At 48.0% G+C, this 15,040-nt stretch carries 17 protein-coding genes; 1 reads left to right on the plus strand and 16 read right to left on the minus strand.

From position 1 onward, the window contains the following. Positions 1–148: 148 nt before the first annotated feature. The 15 genes from NSQ20_RS26835 to NSQ20_RS26905 form a co-directional block, all read right to left on the minus strand. The gene (locus NSQ20_RS26835; RefSeq protein ID WP_076253605.1) at positions 149–1,558 is read right to left on the minus strand and encodes a DUF4097 family beta strand repeat-containing protein; all 1,410 of its coding nucleotides are present in this window, start codon (positions 1,556–1,558) and stop codon (positions 149–151) included. 26 nt (positions 1,559–1,584) lie between these two features. Beyond that, positions 1,585–2,178, minus strand: coding sequence for a hypothetical protein (locus tag NSQ20_RS26840; protein WP_083684937.1), 594 nt, complete (start codon positions 2,176–2,178; stop codon positions 1,585–1,587). Between the two features lie 146 nt (positions 2,179–2,324). Beyond that, positions 2,325–3,035 (minus strand): MgtC/SapB family protein, encoded by a 711-nt coding sequence (locus NSQ20_RS26845; RefSeq protein ID WP_017692302.1) that lies wholly within the window; start codon positions 3,033–3,035, stop codon positions 2,325–2,327. 32 nt (positions 3,036–3,067) lie between these two features. Further along, on the minus strand, positions 3,068–3,532 hold the full coding sequence (locus NSQ20_RS26850) for a GNAT family N-acetyltransferase (protein ID WP_340031216.1): 465 nt from the start codon (positions 3,530–3,532) through the stop codon (positions 3,068–3,070). A gap of 96 nt (positions 3,533–3,628) precedes the next feature. Beyond that, the gene (gatB, locus tag NSQ20_RS26855; protein ID WP_047841558.1) at positions 3,629–5,068 is read right to left on the minus strand and encodes an Asp-tRNA(Asn)/Glu-tRNA(Gln) amidotransferase subunit GatB; all 1,440 of its coding nucleotides are present in this window, start codon (positions 5,066–5,068) and stop codon (positions 3,629–3,631) included. 26 nt (positions 5,069–5,094) lie between these two features. Then, complete coding sequence (gene gatA / locus NSQ20_RS26860) at positions 5,095–6,552, minus strand: Asp-tRNA(Asn)/Glu-tRNA(Gln) amidotransferase subunit GatA (protein ID WP_340031217.1); 1,458 nt, start codon at positions 6,550–6,552, stop codon at positions 5,095–5,097. 27 nt (positions 6,553–6,579) lie between these two features. Next, positions 6,580–6,867, minus strand: a complete 288-nt coding sequence (gene gatC, locus NSQ20_RS26865) for an Asp-tRNA(Asn)/Glu-tRNA(Gln) amidotransferase subunit GatC (RefSeq protein ID WP_036607033.1) — start codon at positions 6,865–6,867, stop codon at positions 6,580–6,582. A 205-nt stretch (positions 6,868–7,072) separates the two neighbouring features. Continuing rightward, positions 7,073–7,456, minus strand: a complete 384-nt coding sequence (locus NSQ20_RS26870) for a hypothetical protein (protein WP_024631336.1) — start codon at positions 7,454–7,456, stop codon at positions 7,073–7,075. 131 nt (positions 7,457–7,587) lie between these two features. Continuing rightward, complete coding sequence (locus NSQ20_RS26875) at positions 7,588–7,818, minus strand: hypothetical protein (RefSeq protein WP_179088694.1); 231 nt, start codon at positions 7,816–7,818, stop codon at positions 7,588–7,590. After that, on the minus strand, positions 7,811–8,146 hold the full coding sequence (locus tag NSQ20_RS26880; RefSeq protein ID WP_036607022.1) for a YxlC family protein: 336 nt from the start codon (positions 8,144–8,146) through the stop codon (positions 7,811–7,813). The genes NSQ20_RS26875 and NSQ20_RS26880 overlap by 8 nt, the downstream gene beginning before the upstream one ends. A 2-nt stretch (positions 8,147–8,148) precedes the next feature. Next, entirely contained in the window at positions 8,149–8,679 is a 531-nt protein-coding gene (gene sigY, locus NSQ20_RS26885) for an RNA polymerase sigma factor SigY (RefSeq protein WP_036607020.1), read from the minus strand. Between the two features lie 101 nt (positions 8,680–8,780). After that, positions 8,781–9,026: a hypothetical protein gene (locus NSQ20_RS26890; RefSeq protein ID WP_162158954.1), complete on the minus strand. Its 246-nt coding sequence runs from the start codon at positions 9,024–9,026 to the stop codon at positions 8,781–8,783. Between the two features lie 338 nt (positions 9,027–9,364). Next, positions 9,365–9,997, minus strand: a complete 633-nt coding sequence (locus NSQ20_RS26895; protein ID WP_036607016.1) for an MBL fold metallo-hydrolase — start codon at positions 9,995–9,997, stop codon at positions 9,365–9,367. 6 nt (positions 9,998–10,003) lie between these two features. After that, the gene (locus tag NSQ20_RS26900; protein WP_017692292.1) at positions 10,004–10,573 is read right to left on the minus strand and encodes a thioredoxin family protein; all 570 of its coding nucleotides are present in this window, start codon (positions 10,571–10,573) and stop codon (positions 10,004–10,006) included. 2 nt (positions 10,574–10,575) lie between these two features. Next, entirely contained in the window at positions 10,576–11,190 is a 615-nt protein-coding gene (locus NSQ20_RS26905; RefSeq protein WP_340018521.1) for a DedA family protein, read from the minus strand. 160 nt (positions 11,191–11,350) lie between these two features. Here NSQ20_RS26905 and NSQ20_RS26910 point away from each other — a divergent pair, with 160 nt between their 5' ends. Further along, positions 11,351–11,698, plus strand: coding sequence for a hypothetical protein (locus NSQ20_RS26910; protein ID WP_036607010.1), 348 nt, complete (start codon positions 11,351–11,353; stop codon positions 11,696–11,698). Between the two features lie 650 nt (positions 11,699–12,348). Here the strand turns inward: NSQ20_RS26910 and NSQ20_RS26915 are convergent. After that, a complete protein-coding gene (locus NSQ20_RS26915) occupies positions 12,349–14,925 on the minus strand; it encodes an O-antigen ligase family protein (RefSeq protein WP_340018522.1) in 2,577 nt (858 codons plus the stop codon). Positions 14,926–15,040: the final 115 nt, after the last annotated feature.

The raw sequence follows: 15,040 nt of genomic DNA on the forward strand, positions 1-15,040 counted from the left end.
TTCATTCTCTGGTGAAGAGTAAGTTACCGTCTCCTCGCTCAGAGTTGATTCCCGGCCATTAAGAACGACAATCCATCTTTCATGCCGTGTAATCTTGCCAGTGTACATTTATTGTACGGCGATTACAAGTTTATTGTCAACGCGGCAGTCAAGGAACCTCTGTAGAATCCTCCTGGGAATTTGCTCCGTCTTCGGTTGTCTGTTCCAGATTCTCAGCCGTATCTTCAGAATCAGGTGTAACTGTTTCAGGCGTAGATACAGCCGGGTTACTCTGAATGGTGAGATCACTGTTGCCTTCAATTTTCACCCTGTACTCGCCCTCACCGAGCTGGCCTTCTATGGTTTTATTCTGTACTTTGAACGGCAGATCCGTACTTAGATCTCCATAACTGCTGGAACCCGCAAGACTATAGTCTCCACGATCAGGAAGTAATACGTTAATGGCTCCCACCGCACTGTACACATCCCAGTCCCCTCCGACTTTGGTAGATACGATGTTAATACTGCCATTAAGTGATTGGGCTTTGATTCCCAGATTGGCTCCATCCAGCGTAATATTACCGTTGCGTGTCTCTGCGATGAATTCACCAACGGAGTCCGCAATACTGATACTTCCCACTTGTGTAGCAAGATCTACATCGCCGGAAATACCGCGAGCCTTCATATCTCCACGGTTACTGTCCAGATCGACATTACCTATGGCGTTGGCTACAATGACATCCCCGTTCAACGTTTTCCCGGAGATATCTCCAACAGCATTGGTAATCCGGATACGTCCGTTACCCGTTTCGGCCAGTATGGTACTAATGGCTTCCGGACGGTTTAATAATATGGCTCCATTGGAAGTTCGAATATCCAGATTAAAACGACGATCATCCGGGATCGTTATGGTAAGATTCATACGCGGCTGCGTTTTTTCATTGTCTCCATACGTCTTGCCTGTAGCTTTGATATAAATCACTTTTGTACCATCGGCCTCTACAAAAGAGGCTGCTGCAACGGCCTTTGCCTGTACTTCCGTCGTCTGATCTACCCAGATCACCGTCCGTACTTCAATCTCATCCGTATCTCCGCGTTGTACCGAGATATCTCCGTTGACACCTTCAACCACTAGGTCTGACGTATCCATGCGAACAGGTACACGAATCGTGCCCTTATCCTCCATATATCCTGCCGCTTGACTGTAGTCCATGGATGCCGCTCCGAGATTTAGACTCACTCTATTCCATAAGTGCATGTAATGATCCTGCTCGGTGACGATAAATACGGAAGCTGCCAAAATCAGTGAGGTTAGAATGCCTTTGGCATCGGGTCTGAAACGCACTTTGATTTGCTCATCAGGATTGCTCGGGTTATCCGATTGCACCTTGTTTCTTCTGCGTGTCCACAGGAACAGCACAATATATTCAACACCCAAAACAACGAGCAAAAATGGCCACCAGTCCACCATCTCATATACGTAGTCAGTTCCCCACCGTTTATCCAAAATCAACAGCACACCGACCGCTATGATTAAGGCGGCAGCCGTATAGCGGCCAACCCGGACTTTACGGTTCATCACGTTCCCTCCTTGTATCGTTTCCACTACATTTTTTTCTTGTTCAACATCACCCAGAACTCACGACCAAACAGAAGCAAACCGCCTACGATCATGAGAACCGCAAATGAATATCCGCCGTACATGGCGAGAAGCTCTTGAAACCAACGTGGTTTGCGGAAAAACAGTACCATCAAAGACCCTCCCACAATCAGAAGTAATCCAAACGATATGCCTCTCTCCCAGACCATCATTGCATCTCGTGTAGAACGTTCATTGGATATCGGCTTGTCCGAAGTTGCCTGGGTTACGGCTCTACGTCTGCGCATCATGACCCAATCCGCAGATTGCAATACATCATATACATTGTAAAAGTAAATAACCGGAATACACAAAGCCAGTAAGATGAGCAATGGCACATTAATCTGTATACCAATAGATGAGAAGTACAACACTGCTGACAGATCAAGCAAAACAAGCAGCATAAAGGTCAAACCCCTCATGTACAATCTCAGATAAATATGACCCAGGCCAGGAATAATGGCACTCAGTAATCCCGCAATAAACTTGTGAGTCCGATTTCTGACCGGTTTGGTCTGAACTGTACGAGTATTTTGGTTCAATTGACGTCTCCGTTTCATAACATACTCCTCTCTTCTGATCTGACCTTCCGCTCTTCATGCATTTGGTTAGATAGTACCCTAAAGAGCAAGGAGAGTAACTGGAAGAAATATGGATATGACCAAAAACCCTCCGGCACTACTGGCCTGGGGAGGGTTGTAATTCATTATTCGATCGACACCTTGGTAACGTGTTCCCATTGTCTTAACTTGGATACCAAGCCTACCGTTTGGAAATCATGCGGTACCTGAACATGTAACACAATCTCAATTTTACGTTCAACCGACACCATCTCTGCATAAGCCAAGTCTTGTTCATTCACGGTAATTTTACGAATTTTGATCTTCTCCTGCTCCATACATGAAGACAGTTGTTCGAGAAAACCGGGTTCTGACAAGGTATGAAGTGTAACAACATGCAGTTTGTTCCCTCGTAGATACCTTAGCTCTAATTTGTTAAATACCCAGAGATTAAGCAATACCAGAACGGTGGATACGATAGAGGCAAAAAAGAATCCCGCACCTGCTGCGAGCCCAATGGCTGCAACAACCCAGATTGAAGCAGCTGTAGTCAGTCCGGTAATGGATTTTCCCGTGAAGAGAATTGTCCCTGCTCCCAGGAATCCGACACCAGTAATTACAGCAGTAGCCAGACGCGCTGGATCGATCCTTACATTTAATTCATTAGCAAAATCTTTAAAGCCATAAACAGACAACATCATAATCAGTGCAGAGCCAAGACATACCAGGATATGGGTACGCAAACCGGCAGCATGATTGGACCGTTCCCGCTCCAGGCCTACGAGCCCTCCAAGCAGCATAGCCAGCAATAATCGTAATAAAATGTGCCACTCATCAATGAACCAGGGATCGCCCAAAGTCGGTATTCCTCCTCAAGTTGTTAATATTATTAAAGTTTATTCTTGTGAAAAGTCGTTAATTCCACTCCAGGTGCAATCTGTGTGACCTCCACGGGATTAAAACCAAATTTGGTGTACAGATTCACTGCGGGCTGATTCAGCGTTCCTGTGGAGACGATATAACGCGGAAGATCCGCATGCTGTTCCAACACATACGTCATCAAAGAGGCCGCAATTCCCTTGCGAAAGTGATCCGGGTGCACCATCATTCGTGTAATGGTCAGTGTATTCTCCTCTTCCTCCGCTACAGCGACAGCCCCTATAAGCTCTCCGTCATCATGGATACTACCATAAAAACTCTCTCCACAATCCCGAAGTGTCTCCATCGTATCCATCAAAGGAGGAATCTCCTGAAATCCGATGATTTCAGCTTCCAATCGATAAGCTACATGTTGTAGTCTCCATAACTGTCCCAACGTCTCCAGATCACTCAGTGACAATGGTTGAATGTTCATATCCGTTCCCCCGTCCGAAATACATTTGTATCTATCAATACCAAAAAGAGGCTGTCACAGGGACGAGCCTCTTTCTGTCCGGCCTCACCGGAAGGATTAGCGGTTCAGTACATCTGCAAGCAGTTGGTTGGCTAGAGCGGGATTCGCCTTGCCTTTACTTTCTTTCATAACCTGACCAACAAGGAAGCCAATGGCTTTTTGTTTACCAGCTTTATAGTCTTCCACGGATTGAGGGTTATTGGCTACAACTTGCTCAACGATGGCAAGAATGGCGCCTTCATCACTAATCTGCACAAGGCCCTTCTCTTCAACGATCTGCTGTGGAAGCTTGCCGCTCTCCAGCATTTCCTTGAATACCGTTTTGGCGATTTTGCTGTTAATGGTGCCCTTCTCAAGCAGGCCAATCATCTCACCCAAGCCTTGACCTGTCAGTGGAACTTGAGTCACTTCAAGGTTGCTCGTATTCAGGTAACCCAGTAAGTCGCCCATGATCCAGTTGGATACGGACTTCGCATCCTGAGTGTATTTCAGACTATCTTCAAAAAGATCTGCCACAGCTTTGGAGGAGGTAATAACCTCTGCATCATAGCTAGGCAATCCATAATCAGCCGTGTAACGCGCCTTGCGCTCGTCTGGAAGCTCAGGTATGGTAGCTCTGATCCGCTCTTTCCAGGCTTCGTCGATATGCAGCTTCACGAGATCAGGGTCTGGGAAATAACGGTAGTCATGCGCTTGTTCCTTGCCACGCATCGACAGTGTTTTCCCTTGAGCTTCGTCCCAGCGACGCGTCTCCTGAACCACTTCACCGCCATCATCCAGAATCTCAGCCTGACGATATTGTTCATATTCCAGACCACGCTGAACACCACGGAAGGAGTTCATGTTTTTCAGCTCGGCTCTCGTTCCCAGCTTCTCCTGTCCATGTGGACGCAAACTGATGTTGGCGTCACAACGAAGTGATCCTTCCTCCATCTTCACGTCCGACACATCACAGTACTGCATGATCGCACGCATTTTTTCAAGATACGCACGCGCCTCTTCCGGAGAAGAAATCTCAGGTTCGGATACAATCTCAACGAGTGGAGTACCGACACGGTTAAAGTCCACCAAAGAAGCGTATCCGCCATCAATATGTGTAAGCTTCCCTGCATCTTCCTCCAAGTGAAGACGCGTGATGCCGATTCGTTTCGTTTCACCATTTACTTCAATATCAATCCAGCCGTTCTCACCAATCGGTTGATCGAATTGCGAGATCTGGTAGGCCTTTGGTGAATCGGGGTAAAAGTAGTTTTTACGGTCAAACTTGCTGACATCAGCAATCGTACAATTCAGGGCCATCGCTGCCTTCATGGCGTAGTCTACCGCCTGACGATTCAATACAGGCAGTACACCCGGATGTCCGAGACAGACCGGGCAGGTATGCGTATTCGGCGGAGCTCCAAAAGCTGTGGAGCAGCCACAGAAAATTTTGGAGTTAGTATGCAACTCCACGTGGACTTCAAGTCCAACGACCGTTTCATATTTAGATGCGGACATTTCTATATTCCTCCGTTCCGGGCAGTCTACAGCTGCGGACGCTGCTTGTGGAATTCTGTATTTTGTTCAAACGCATGCGCTACACGCAATACGGTTGTTTCATCAAAGGCTTTACCGATAATCTGCAGGCCAACAGGCAATCCATCCGAGAATCCACATGGAATGCTAACAGCAGGTACACCAGCAAGGTTAACCGGAATAGTCAAAATATCGTTCAGATACATCGTAAGTGGATCATCCACCTGTGAACCCAGTTTGAACGCCGTAGTTGGCGCAGTTGGTCCGATAATCACATCATATTTGGCAAATACATTGTCGAAATCCTGTTTGATCAAAGTACGTACCTTCTGTGCTTTCAGATAATAGGCATCATAGTACCCCGAGCTGAGTGCATACGTTCCGAGCATGATACGTCGTTTCACTTCTGGACCAAAGCCTTGACTGCGGGACTGATGGTACAGATCCAGCAAGTTATCCGGATTGTCAGCACGCACGCCATAACGTACACCATCAAATCGAGCCAAGTTGGAAGAAGCCTCTGAAGATGCCAGCAGGTAATACGTAGCCACCGCATATTCGGTATGCGGAAGGGATACTTCTTCCCATGTTGCCCCGAGCCCTTCAAGAACTTTCAATGCAGACAAAACTGTCTCTTTCACTTGTGGATCTACGCCTTCACCGATGTATTCTTTCGGAACGGCAATGCGAAGCCCTTTAACATCACCTGTCAGTCCACTCAAATAATCCGGGATCTCTACTTTTGCAGATGTCGAATCTTTGGCGTCATAACCAGCAATGGCATGCAATACATAAGCAGAATCTTCAACATTTTTCGTCAAAGGACCAATCTGATCCAGGGATGATGCAAATGCAACCAATCCAAAGCGGGAAACAAGTCCGTACGTCGGCTTCAATCCAACAACACCGCAATACGAAGCAGGCTGTCTGATGGAGCCACCTGTATCTGATCCAAGCGTGAAGTACGCTTCTCCCGCAGCCACAGCTGCTGCCGAACCACCGCTGGAACCTCCTGGAACACGATCAAGTGCCCATGGATTACGTACAGGGGAGAAACTTGAATTCTCATTGGAGCCGCCCATGGCGAATTCGTCCATGTTGAGTTTACCAATAGTTACGGTGTCCGCAGCTTTCAATTTCTCGACAACTGTCGCGTCATACACCGGGTCGAAATTACGAAGGAATTGGCTACCACACGTCGTGCGCAGTCCGTTCGTAACGATGTTATCCTTAATACCTACAGGCAGACCAAAAAGCAAACCTTTCTCCTCGCCGCTAACCAGACGGTCATCCAGTTGACGTGCACGAGCGCGTGCTTGTTCTTCATCCAGTGCCAAATATGCCTTAACTTTATCGTCATGCGCGCCAATGTTCTGATACGCCTGATCCACCAAATCGCTGACCGACAGCTCTTTGGCATGCAGCTTGTTATGTAACTCAGGCAACGATTGTTCAAATAAACTCACAGTTTTTGTCCTCCTTCCAGTTATCCGTTATTCCATTACTGCAGGCACTTTAAACTGCCCGTCTTCTTCTTCCGGTGCATTGCGCATCACCTGTTCAATCGACAGGCTTTCTTTGGTCTCATCTTCACGCATAACATTGCTTACGTGCAGAACGTGAGTGGTGGGCTCGATGTCTTCTGTATCCAGCTCATTCAGCTTTTCTGCATATTTTAAAATCGCGTTCAGCTGACCTGTCAGGGTCTGTTCTTCTTCAGCAGTCAAGTTGAGCCGGGCCAGCTTGGCCACATGCTGAACGTCATTATTCGAAATACTCATTAGCGGATGCCTCCTTCATTCGTTCTGATTCCCGAAACGACCTGAAACGAATCGCTCGTTTAACGGGCTAAAGTCTCAAGATAACTTTTTTCATTATAGGTGAGATAGTTCGACAATTCAATGCAAATGACCTGACAGGCTTCCGGGAAGCTAAAATCAAACTTATAAAATAAAAAAGAGCCGGCATCAGCCGACTCTTAAAATTCTAAATCCATGCACGCAGATTAACCTGCTTTATAAAATCCGCCTGTGACATAACATCGTTCGCGGTTTCCTCTTCCTCTTCCACAGCTTGAAAATCTCCGTTCATCAGATGATGAAACAGCTTCTCATTGTGTGTCGCAAGGGCGTAATCTATCAACGCTTCTCGCTCGACCCGCTCAGCTTCCTGCTTCAGCAGAACCTCTTCCAGATCGACGTCGCCGGATGGAACAAAAAAGTTCCGGTTTACCTGCGGCACTCGAAGCACGTAATCGAACGCATTGTCCGGATTCCGGTCATAAGCGATGATGAAACCATATTCCCCCACAGGAAGATTCTGCTCAAACGCATCCGCGACGATGACAACCTTCTCTCCTAATCGCAGCATCGTCTAACCTCCTGGTAGTCTATCATTAATATTTATTTGTATAGTCTACTAGAAAAGAATAACGATGTCTAGGAATACTAGAATTAAACAACATATTTGTGCAAAATCTTTTTTCCATTTTTAAAATGATGTTATTTCTGATTCCGTACACCTGGCTTGCGCTGTGATCGAATCACGACAAACCAATATATGATGAGCGGCGTAGGAAATCCTGTGATGCCCCATAATCCCCATAACCAAGGGAAACGTCCACGTCTGCGTGCGTCCTGAAAAATCCATGTGCCCTGAACCAGAAGAAAAATGCCAAGCAATGTAAGCCACAGTGGAGAAATCTCATCCAATGAATAATGCATTTTATTCATGATGAACCTCCTTCCGGCGCCATCCGGCCCAGATTACAACCAAAATCACCGCAACAGCTGTACCAAGAGCCTGAATTCCCAGATATAGAGCTGGAGCAGATACGAAAAATAATGCACTAAAGGTAATGGCAAGCAATCCAACCAACCAAAAACATATCATCTCAATCCAATTGGCTCGACGTCTAATCTGTCTCCGTTCCCTGACTTGGGCTTCAAGTGCACCCAAAGAAGGAATGCTTGTCGGCTCAAATGCATCATCCAGCACTTTCATGTGTTGCTGCAATCGTTCTACAACTTCTTGTTCTTGTGCATCATCTGATCTGCTCATCCTTACTCCAGCTCCTTTCTTAACTGACGGAGACCATAAGCTGTGCGTGACTTCACCGTTCCCGCAGGAATACCCAGCATTTCCCCGATCTCGTCATATCCGTATCCATAATAATGCTTCAGTAGCACTGCTACACGATGTTCGGGTGTCAGTCTTGTCATCGCATCCATGACATCTGTCCATTCTTCATTCCGAGTCTCAAGCTGCCAGCGGAATCGACGTACAGCCTGATCCCGAATGAGAGAAAGCCAGTTCTGTTCTCTCTTCTTACGTCTTGTCTTATCGATATAGATGCGAGTCGCAATGGTGATCATCCATGATGAAAAGGCAGACGTGCCATCATATCGATGGATATTTTCCATACAACGAATCATCGTATCCTGCACCGTCTCTTCTGCGAGGTTAGCGTCCATCGTCACTTTGACAAGATACTTATACACAAACGTGTAGTGACGTTGCAACAACGCTGCGAGTGCGCTATCGTCTCCCGATACTGCTCTGCGTACCTCTTCCAGCTCAGCTGCCTCTATCATGAAATCACCTGCTTCCCGTTCAATCTGGAGTTAATACGACAGGCTCTGCAAAAACGTTCAATGAAATCAAAAAAAATCAAACCCGACAATTTCCCGGGCAATCAGACTTGATTCCGGTAATCTTGCAGCTTGTCGAACCACGGTTGGTTGCGGGCTCCGTTTCTTAAAACACGGCTTGCCCATATATTCTGCTGAGACTTCACCACTTCATTGGCCACGCTAGGGTTATGTATTAAAGCTCGCTCAGTACCTGTTTCTCTTTTCCCACTTTCCAATATGCGACGGTTTTCTTCAATGATCGGATACTCGACACGCTGATTCAACGGAATAACTCTTGTTTTCTCCACTTTGATATTCCCCACTCTCATGATCTACTATTTCTTAAATTCATCGCTTTAAACAATCTGTACTTGCTGCTAACTTGCTATTGGTCTAAAACTGGCTTGTGATGAAGCGCATCTTGCATCTCTATGTAGCGTAAAAAAGGCTAATTCTGTGATAAAAAGGGGCTGAAAACAAAAAAAGAACGCAAACCGGGTATAGACCACAGTCTGCGTGCTTCGCGAGGTTGGGTGTTTCTTGGTAATGCTTCAGTTAGATGATGCCTTAACGCTTGTAACAACTAATTGCTATTCTAATGAAAAAGTTGTCACTTGTCCAGACTTTCTTCACATATCATGTCGGATTATCTTGCGGACACGTAAGGATTGTTCTGTTTCTCATAACCAATGGTCGTTTTGGGACCATGACCTGGATATACTTTCACTTCATCAGCAAAGGTGTAAAGCTTGTTCTGGATTGAATCAATCAGATCCCGTTCACGCCCTCCTGTCAGGTCCGTTCTGCCCACACCCATGCGGAACAGCACATCACCGGCAAACAGGTCGTTATCACAAAGCAAACTTACACTGCCTGGGGAATGTCCAGGTGTATGGAACACTTTAAACGTATGCCCAATCAGATTCAGCTTCTGCCCTTCGTCCATGGCATATTCAGCAGGATCTGTCGAAAGCGGTGGTGTCGCCTGCGGCCAATTCAAAGATCCATTTAATTTCGGGGTGGTGAGCCAGTCACTCTCCAAGTCATGAAGATAAACGGGACATCCCTTCAATTTACGGATCTCATCTACCCCGCCCATATGATCAAAGTGAGCATGAGTGAGGAGAATCGCTTCAATCTCCAAGTCTTGGATCGCCTTAAGCAGCGGCCCTGGATTCATGCCTGGATCGATAATGACGGCTTTACCCGGATCATCTCCTTGTAAGAGATACGCATTGGTCTGAAGCGGGCCTAGTGTAAACGTACGAATGTTAAGCATATCGGCTTAGTAACCCGAAATCAGTTCACGCAGCTCACGGATAATGGCCGCATGTGACTCCGTTCCTTCCCCATAACGTTTACCAATCTCTTGACGTGCTACAGCCAAATTTTCTTGATAATCTGCTGCTTCACGATCTGGATTAAGGCGTTTGAATTCAATCATGACTTCCTGTACATGCTGCGGACGAGGTCCCCACTGACCTAACACATGACCACCTGTATCTGCAAAAATAACGACTGGCACGGAACGGCCACCCATCGTCAGGAACTCATCCATCACTTCCGGATGGTTCTCCATGATCAGAACTTCAGTGGGGATTCCTGAGATTTCAAGCGCCTGGAACACAACCGGAATATTACGGACAACATCCCCGCACCAGTCAGCAGCCAGAATTAACACACGCAGATCATCGCGATGGTTCAGGCTCTCAAAGAACTCACGATCCTCTTCGTTCGACCAAGTAAAGCTATCATAGTTGGCCTGGAATTCACTTTGGTTCTTGGTCATACTCTCGATAAAATCTTTCGGTGGAAGACCTTTACCGAATTTGTGAGACAAGTTGGGTTTACCCATGACTAGACACTTCCTTTCTTTTTACGAACATTCATCCATTTAATAAGTACATAAACGATCATAAGGGCGAGAGCGACAAGCAAAATAGGCATAACATATGGTGCCGCTTTCTCATCAATATGCTTCCATTGATCTCCAAGAATCATCCCTAAATATATAAACAATGCAGTCCAAGGTATAACAGCGAGTGTAGTAAGCAAGATGAATTTGCCTGTGTGCATTTTCGTGATGCCAGCCGGGATGGAGATTGCATGTCTTACCACCGGAACAAAACGAGCCGTGAAAATGACACCTGTACCATACTTGCGGAACCACTCCTCGGAATGGTCGATGTGTTTTTTCTGGATGAGTATGTATTTACCGTAGCGTTCAAGCACAGGTCTGCCGCCATAACGGCCAATCCAGTAAATAAATAACTGGGCAATCACACCGCCCACCGTACCAAAAATCATAGCACCGAAGAAGTTGATATTACCTTGTGAAACGAGAAAACCTCCATACGCCAGCACAATTTCGCTTGGGATAACTTCCAACATTAATCCAAGCATGATTCCAAAGTACCCAAGACTTTGAATCCAATCGAACAATTGGCCAACAAGGTTATGAATAGCGTCCATCTCAACCCTCTTTCTCCATCCTGATTGGCGGTGCCCCTCCGCACCATGGATGTTCGTCCCTATTTTATCACAGGGCTGTGGACGTTGCTACTTCACGAGGTTGGGATAGTGTCCCGTTCGCAGCAGTCCGCATATGGTATGGGGAGAGGAGCGTGAGAAGATGTCACACAAGTCAATACCCGGTTCTCCGCCGGTCAAACATACGCAATCTGGTCAAAACCTTCCTTCCGCCAGAGGAATTCGCAGGGCATGCAGCAAGGAATTGTACCGGACAGCCAAAAGACTAAAAGTATATGTCTCTCCCGAACGGATGAAGCAGGCGGAAGAATATTATTACGGTAAGGTGATCACAAATCTGCTCTGGATTGGGGAGAATCGCGACAACCGCAAGAAATTATGTGAGTGGTGGAACAAGGATGTCAGTGCAGAGATCGCAGCGATGTGGGAAGTAGATGTTGAACCATTAAAAGATGCGTTTCAGCATGCATTTGGCGGTTATCGTCTGTAGATATGGAGGAATGAGGCAGATAGCTGTGTCTTCAAACCTACTGAAAGACGCAGCAAAGCTGAAGCGAATCTGAACATGTTAGGAACAGGCACGGGCACTGTGTCCTTAAACGTGTGATGTTAGTGCCTCCCTTCACGTACGAGCAAGCGATAGAGACAACATAAATGCGAATTGCTCACTTATGATGTAAAGCTTCGCTCTGGGCGGAATTCAGGGTCGTCCTCTGGCTTACGGATCGAGCAGAGCATGGAGCCGACCACCATGGGGAGCATGAACATAAGCTGAGAGTATATTTTCATGCTCATGCTCATGCTCATACTCATACTCAAGTTCAAGCCCATGAGCGGTAACGAATCTTAGGCGTCTTATTCGAGGATTTGAAGCACTCTTAGAAATCTAAGGAATCTGAGACACGTTATATCGGAATTTTTGGACTTTTATAGGGTTTTTGTTAGGGAATTTCCGGAAATAACGTGTCTGATGTTCCTTACAATTTAAAAGGAGGAGCTAAAGGCCAAATAAGACGTCCTGTGTTCCTTAGAAAATCGCATACCCATCCGCGAGGAGCAGCCAGCTTGGACTCCCAGAATTTTTAGACGTTGACATCCATCATCATTTCGCTTGGGTTAGCGTCAAGATCCAGCAGTGATTCAAGGGCTCCGCTTAGTCAACTCTGGAGTAAACGGAGGAGAAGAACCCGAAGCAAGCCTGCGCAGGTTCTCTCCATAGCCTGGAGCATGTTCTTCCAGTACAAAACGACGATCATTGCGAACGTTTCCTGCTTCCACTTCCTCAGCCAACAGTTGATACCGTTCATACATCTGTACACCAGCGGCGGCAGTCTGTCGGGCTCGATCCGTGAATCCTGCCTTCCATTCCCGCCGCGTTGCCTGCTCCATCCAATACAAAGCCGTGGATTGGCCAATGCCATCATACCGATTCAATGCGATCGCTTGTTCAAAATATTCTCCAGCTTGCTGTCCTTCGTCGAATTGGGCTGCCAATCGTCCCAGTTCGATGTAAATCTGAGGGTGCATCGGGGAATGGGACAAGCTGTTTAAAAGGAGTGTTTCTGCTTCTCGTACCGGGAGCGTTCGCGCAAAGGATATCACGATATCCGCTCGATTCGGGTTAGACTGAAGAGCAGCCATAAGATGCACCTTCTGCGCTGGAGTGCCATCCGGTTCAGACATCGCCTGACGGTACTGCACTTCTGCTACGGCATATCGAGAGGTCAGCCAGACTGTTCCACCAATCCAGAAAAGGATGATCATCACTGTGGATACCCTTATTAGCCGAGCAGTTACTCGCTGAAAAATATGAAAGAAGGAACGCATCGGGACAGCTGATGGGTGGGATTGGGTTGATAAATATCGCAAGAAAAGAGATCTGGTTTTAGATCTCAATTTAGATCCCGATTTGGATCTGACAGGAGTGTATTTCACAGTTACGCCGGATCGCTGGCCCCCCTCTGTTTCCGTCTTCAATGCGACTGCCCAAGCACCGAGCCAGATGAAGAGCATCCAAAATAATGTAAAGCTCCAGTCAAAGTCCATCACCCCATGCAGGCCAAAAACAAGCACGGATGGCATGAGCTGCGGTGCAAAATAAAAGATGCTTCGCAGGGTGAGGAGAAACCACCCTGCGACAAGCAGGATGCCGATCATGCCCGTGTCCAGGGCGAGATCGAGCAGGCCGTTGTGGACCTCGCCTCCAACATAAGGCGAGGATTGAATGGCGCGGAACATGTTGCGCCATGTATCCCCACCGTGGCCGAGCCATGCGGCCTCGGTCCACAGCTGGAGGGCGTCCCGCCACATCTGTAGGCGGGACATCCCAGTGCCGACACCCGCCGCGAGGCGATCGGCGGTGGAGGCCACGGCCATCAGTGCAGCGGCGGCTCCCGCCAGCACAATGGCCGTCAGAGCAGCGGCGCGCGGAGCCTTGGCGGCGCCGCTGTGCCATAGACGGCACAGCAGCAGCGTGCCGAGCAGCGCAGCTGCCCATGCCCCGGCCAGTGCCAGCAGGCCGGGCACGGGTGCAGGCGCCAGCTGGGCAGCAGCCAGCTGGCGGTACAGCCAGGCCGCGCACGCCAGTGGCGCGGCCATGGCCAGTAGCAGCGGCAGGCGGGCACCGCGCCGCTGCAAAGCAAAGGCGGCGACCGCGGCGCAGCCGGTCGCCAGCCAAGCGCCGCGCGACTCGCTCAGCAGGAGCGCGGCTTGCGCAGGCATGAGCGGCATCACTGCCGCGATGAGTCGCCCGGCCGGTACAGGCCGGGCTATGACTCGCGCGGTGGCTGTCAGCCGCTCCAATGCGTACATGCCAACAACGGCACCGTACGCATTCGGGTACTGCAATAGTCCGCCGAGCCTTGCTCCGGCGGAACTGATCTCGGGGTCAGCAGTCCGCATCACCCCGAAGGGCAGCGGCAATATCCCGCACACGGCAAAGATGCCGCTTAGCACAAGTAAGCCGCCTGCCATCTGCCAACCGCAGGCTAACCAACGCGCACCATTCGTGCGCGCAGCCAGTATTGCAGTGAGCAGCGTAAACATCGCAAGCAGGCTCCACCGCAGCATCTCATCCATGCTGCCCTGTTTACTCACTGAGCCTACCCATGCATGTAGCCCAAAACATGTCATCATCCCCAGCGGCCATAATACCCGCCACATTCCTGGAAATCGAAAAATTTTCTCAACGATTCGTTGGAGTCTCCCCCGACCCTGTCCCAATGACATGGGTATTCGTTCACTCGCCTTCTGCGGACGAATACCTACAAGGAAAAACAAAAACATAATCAATATGCTTCCTCCTGCGATCAAAAGGACAGGGTACAGATCCGCTGAATAGTACAGCCCTCGACTCAGACATCCTGCAAGCAGCAAGACAATGGAGAGTATGCCTACCCCAACAGTCCAACCCCATCCTGAATAACGTTTACACCTCAAACTTTGAGAAAAACGCCCTGACGCATCGGTCTGAATAGCTCCATTTGAATTATTTTTATCATCTTTTTTATACGTACCATCTTTGTTATATGTATCTTCCCTATTATATGTACTGTCTTTACTACCCTTACTGTCCCCATTACATAAGTCCCTGTTATCTACATATTCTGTACCATTTGCGTGGTGAGACCGTTCAAACGCCTGTTCCATCATTTCCTCATTCGCCGCATACCCTCGTCTATACTTTACAACTCCCTTATGCATTGTCCTATTCTTCATCCTTATACACCCTCCTTCCTTCCACCGCTCCATATGCATAACAAAAAGACAGAAGATCCCGATAACGGGTCCTTCTGCCTGATATACATCTGACAGTTATGATGTTGCTTGCTAC

Origin of the sequence: Paenibacillus sp. FSL K6-1122 (assembly GCF_037977015.1) — a bacterium.
In the GTDB taxonomy this organism is placed as follows: domain Bacteria; phylum Bacillota; class Bacilli; order Paenibacillales; family Paenibacillaceae; genus Paenibacillus; species Paenibacillus amylolyticus.

Bases quoted from the DNA above. Each gene is read 5' to 3' on its own strand.
- NSQ20_RS26875 (WP_179088694.1), bottom strand. From the start codon at position 7,818: ATGAATAAAATGCATTATTCATTGGATGAGATTTCTCCACTGTGGCTT.
- NSQ20_RS26910 (WP_036607010.1), top strand. From the start codon at position 11,351: ATGTCACACAAGTCAATACCCGGTTCTCCGCCGGTCAAACATACGCAA.
- NSQ20_RS26905 (WP_340018521.1), bottom strand. From the start codon at position 11,190: ATGGACGCTATTCATAACCTTGTTGGCCAATTGTTCGATTGGATTCAA.
- NSQ20_RS26850 (WP_340031216.1), bottom strand. From the start codon at position 3,532: ATGAACATTCAACCATTGTCACTGAGTGATCTGGAGACGTTGGGACAG.
- gatC (WP_036607033.1), bottom strand. From the start codon at position 6,867: ATGAGTATTTCGAATAATGACGTTCAGCATGTGGCCAAGCTGGCCCGG.
- NSQ20_RS26895 (WP_036607016.1), bottom strand. From the start codon at position 9,997: ATGCTTAACATTCGTACGTTTACACTAGGCCCGCTTCAGACCAATGCG.
- NSQ20_RS26915 (WP_340018522.1), bottom strand. From the start codon at position 14,925: ATGAAGAATAGGACAATGCATAAGGGAGTTGTAAAGTATAGACGAGGG.
- NSQ20_RS26870 (WP_024631336.1), bottom strand. From the start codon at position 7,456: ATGCTGCGATTAGGAGAGAAGGTTGTCATCGTCGCGGATGCGTTTGAG.
- NSQ20_RS26840 (WP_083684937.1), bottom strand. From the start codon at position 2,178: ATGAAACGGAGACGTCAATTGAACCAAAATACTCGTACAGTTCAGACC.
- NSQ20_RS26880 (WP_036607022.1), bottom strand. From the start codon at position 8,146: ATGAGCAGATCAGATGATGCACAAGAACAAGAAGTTGTAGAACGATTG.
- sigY (WP_036607020.1), bottom strand. From the start codon at position 8,679: ATGATAGAGGCAGCTGAGCTGGAAGAGGTACGCAGAGCAGTATCGGGA.
- NSQ20_RS26835 (WP_076253605.1), bottom strand. From the start codon at position 1,558: ATGAACCGTAAAGTCCGGGTTGGCCGCTATACGGCTGCCGCCTTAATC.
- gatB (WP_047841558.1), bottom strand. From the start codon at position 5,068: ATGTCCGCATCTAAATATGAAACGGTCGTTGGACTTGAAGTCCACGTG.
- NSQ20_RS26900 (WP_017692292.1), bottom strand. From the start codon at position 10,573: ATGGGTAAACCCAACTTGTCTCACAAATTCGGTAAAGGTCTTCCACCG.